Here is a 3106-nt window from a genome sequence, read left to right on the forward strand (position 1 = left end):
AGCTGACCGCCCAGTCGGCGGCGACCGCGTAGGCCCGCACGCCCGCGGCGGCGGTGGCGACCTCGGGGGTGAGGTAGCGGCTGACGAGGGCCCGGATCGGGGCCAGGTCACCGGTGCGCGCGGCGGACGCGGAGGCGGCCACGCCCACCTGGAGCTCGGTGTCGGGGGTGCTGGAGACCGCCTTGCCGACCGCGCCCGCGAGCTGCCACTCGTCCAGGGGGACCTGCTGCTTCACGCCGTTGACCTCGACGTCCACCGTGGACGGGGTGGCGCGCAGGGTGGTCGCCAGCGCGGCGAGGTCGGCGAGGGCGGTGGGGCCGTCGCACCGCCGGGTGCGCTCGCAGACCAGGGTGATCGCGCGGCGCAGGGCGGCGGCGCCCATCGCGCCCTCGGTGCGCTCGGTGACCGAGTAGGCGCCGGACAGGACGGCGGACGCGGTGCGCTCGGGGTGGCGCTGGGCGTAGGTGGCCATCAGGAACGTGCCGTAGGAGTCGCCGAACAGGTCCAGCTCGTCGATGCCCAGTCCGGCGCGGATGTCGTCGATGTCGTCGGCGACGGCGGTGGTGCTGTGCTGCGCGGAGCGGTCGCCGAGCTGCTCGCCGCACTCGCCGATGGCGGCGCGGCGCTCGTCCAGGCCTGCCAGCGCGAGGGCGGGGTCGGCGAGCGCGTCGCAGGTCAGGGGCGTGGAGCGGCCGGTGCCGCGCGGGTCGACCAGGAGCAGGTCGCGGCGGTCGAGCACGGGGGCCAGGCCCTGGGCGTAGAGGGGGCCCGCGAAGTCGATGGTGGAAGTGCCGGGGCCGCCGGGGTTGGGGACGATCGTGCCGAGCGGCGGCTGGGACCGGTCGGTGCGCGGCACTCGGGCGAACGCGACGGTGGTGGTGCCCGCGCCGGGGTTGGCGCGGTCGAGCGGGACGGTGATGGTCCCGCACTCGGCGGTGGGCAGGTCCGGCAGGTCGGTGCAGGGGGTCAGGGCGAGCGGCTGGACCTGGGGGCTCGGTGGGGGCTGGGCGGCCTCGGGGGCGTCGTCGCAGGCGGTGGTCAGCGCGGTCGCCGCAAGTGCGGTGACGGTGGCGGCGAGGAGGCGAGAGCGCACTGGGTTCTCCGTGGGTGGGCTGGTTGATCCGGCGCCGATGACGTTAGGAATCGCGGAGCCCCGGAACGTCCCCCCGCACCGCGAACCCGCGTCCCTCCCGAGGGGGACGCGCGGTGGACCCCGGGGGGTGGTCCCGGTCGTACCTTTGGTGGCGTGAACAGCGATGACGCGGACGTGCCGAACCCGTTGACCGGGCTGTCCCCCGAGCGGCTCCGGGCGCGCACCAGCGAGAAGTGGCGCACCTTCCCCGACGACGTGCTGCCGGTGTTCGTGGCGGAGATGGACGTCGACCTCGCGGAGCCGGTCGTGCGGGCGGTCACCGACGCCGTCGCGCTCGGCGACACCGGGTACCCGGCGGGCGGGGCGTACGCCGAGGCGCTGGACGGGTTCGCCCGCGAGCGGTGGGGGTGGGCCGGGGTGGTGGCCGGGCGGGTGTCGCCGGTGGCCGACGTGATGCGCGGGGTGCTGGAGGTGCTCGACGTGGTCTCGTCGGCCTCGGACGCCGTGGTGGTCAACAGTCCCGTCTACCCGCCTTTCTTCCAGTTCGTCGCGCACACCGGCAGGCGGGTGGTGGAGGCGCCGCTGGGGGCGGACGGGCGGATCGGGTTCGCGGCGCTGGAGGAGGCGTTCCGGGTGGCGGGCGCGCACGGGTCGCGGCCGGTGTTCCTGCTGTGCAACCCGCACAACCCGACCGGGGCGGTGCACCGGGCCGACGAGCTGGCCGAGGTGGCGGCGCTGGCCGGGCGGTTCGGGGTGCGGGTGGTGTCGGACGAGATCCACGCGCCGCTGGTGCTGCCGGGGGCGCGGTTCACGCCTTACCTGAGCGTGCCGGGGGCAGAGCGGGGGTTCGCGGTGCTGTCGGCGTCGAAGGCGTGGAACCTGGCCGGGCTGAAGGCGGCGGTGGTGGTGGCCGGGGAGGGCGCGGAGGAGGAGCTGGGGCGGTTCCCCGAGTGGGTCGAGGAGGGGCCCAGCCACCTCGGGGTGATCGCGCACGCCGCCGCGCTGCGGGAGGGCGGGGCGTGGCTGGACGCGCTGCTGGCGGGCCTGGCCGCGAACCGGCGGCTGCTGGCGGACCTGCTGGCCGAGGAGCTGCCGCGGGTGCGGTACGCGCCGGGCGAGGGCACCTACCGGGCGTGGCTGGACTGCCGGGCGCTCGGCCTGGGCGACGACCCGGCGGCGGCGTTCCTGGAACGCGGCCGGGTGGCGCTCACGCCGGGACCGGGCTTCGGCACGGGCGGAGCGGGCCACGCCCGGCTGAACCTGGCCACGTCACCGGAGCTGCTCACCGAAGCGGTCCGGCGGATGGGGGCGGCGGTGCGGGCGGGTTGAGCGGGGGGCGGCGGCCGTGGGCAGCCTGAACGGGAGGCGGCAGTGGTGCGGGCGAGTTGGGCGGGGGCGGCGGTGCGGGCGGCTGATCCGGGCGCTCGAATCGGATGGCGGCGATCACGGGCGGCCTGACCGGGGCGGTGTGCTGGCGGGCGGCCTGACCGGGCAGCGGCGGTGTGGGCAGCCTGAACGGGAGGCGGCAGTGGTGCGGGCACGCTGCGGGGAGCGGCGGTGCGAGCACCCTGAACCGGGCAGTGGTGCGGACGCCTCAACGGGGGCGGTGGTGCGGGGGGGCGGTCGCGCCCAGTCCCGCAAACGCGCCTGCACCGGACTCGCCGCCCTGCACCTGCCCCCGCCCGGCACGCCAGCGCTACCGGACACACCCGCGCAGCGCCCACCCCCTGCCCCACTCACCCCGCTCCGCCTCACCCCGCCCAGGCGTCGTCCCTCCCGAACAGCCGCCGCCCTCACCCACCCCCTCCGCCCCTACTCCCCCTCCCCCCGCTCCGCCGTCATCACGATCAGCTCGTCCAGCAGCTCCGACACCGTCACCGGGTCCAGTTCGCCGAACGCGTCCACCCCCTGCAGGGTCACCGACCGGAACCCCTCGCCGTGCCAGGTGTGCCACTCCTCGGAGCCCAAGCCGTGGTCCAGCTCGACGTTCACCACTCCCCCGCCCGGCAGCGG

Annotated in this window: 3 protein-coding genes; 1 reads left to right on the forward strand and 2 read right to left on the reverse strand. The window is 76.7% G+C overall.

Features of this window, described 5'->3' with window-relative positions; translation table 11 throughout:
* On the reverse strand, positions 1 to 1093 hold a 1093-nt coding region (locus ACTUAL_RS18860), incomplete at its 3' end, for an alpha/beta fold hydrolase (protein ID WP_440901188.1).
* A 153-nt stretch (positions 1094 to 1246) separates the two neighbouring features.
* On the opposite strand from ACTUAL_RS18860, the gene ACTUAL_RS18865 reads away from it, so the two are divergent.
* Positions 1247 to 2422 carry a MalY/PatB family protein gene (locus tag ACTUAL_RS18865; RefSeq protein WP_440901189.1) on the forward strand — a complete coding sequence of 392 codons (1176 nt, stop codon included), beginning with the start codon at positions 1247 to 1249 and terminating at the stop codon, positions 2420 to 2422.
* A 483-nt stretch (positions 2423 to 2905) separates the two neighbouring features.
* Here the strand turns inward: ACTUAL_RS18865 and ACTUAL_RS18870 are convergent.
* A partial coding sequence (locus ACTUAL_RS18870; RefSeq protein WP_440901190.1) for a hypothetical protein occupies positions 2906 to 3106 on the reverse strand: 201 nt, incomplete at its 5' end.

This window comes from Actinosynnema sp. (genome assembly GCF_052038725.1).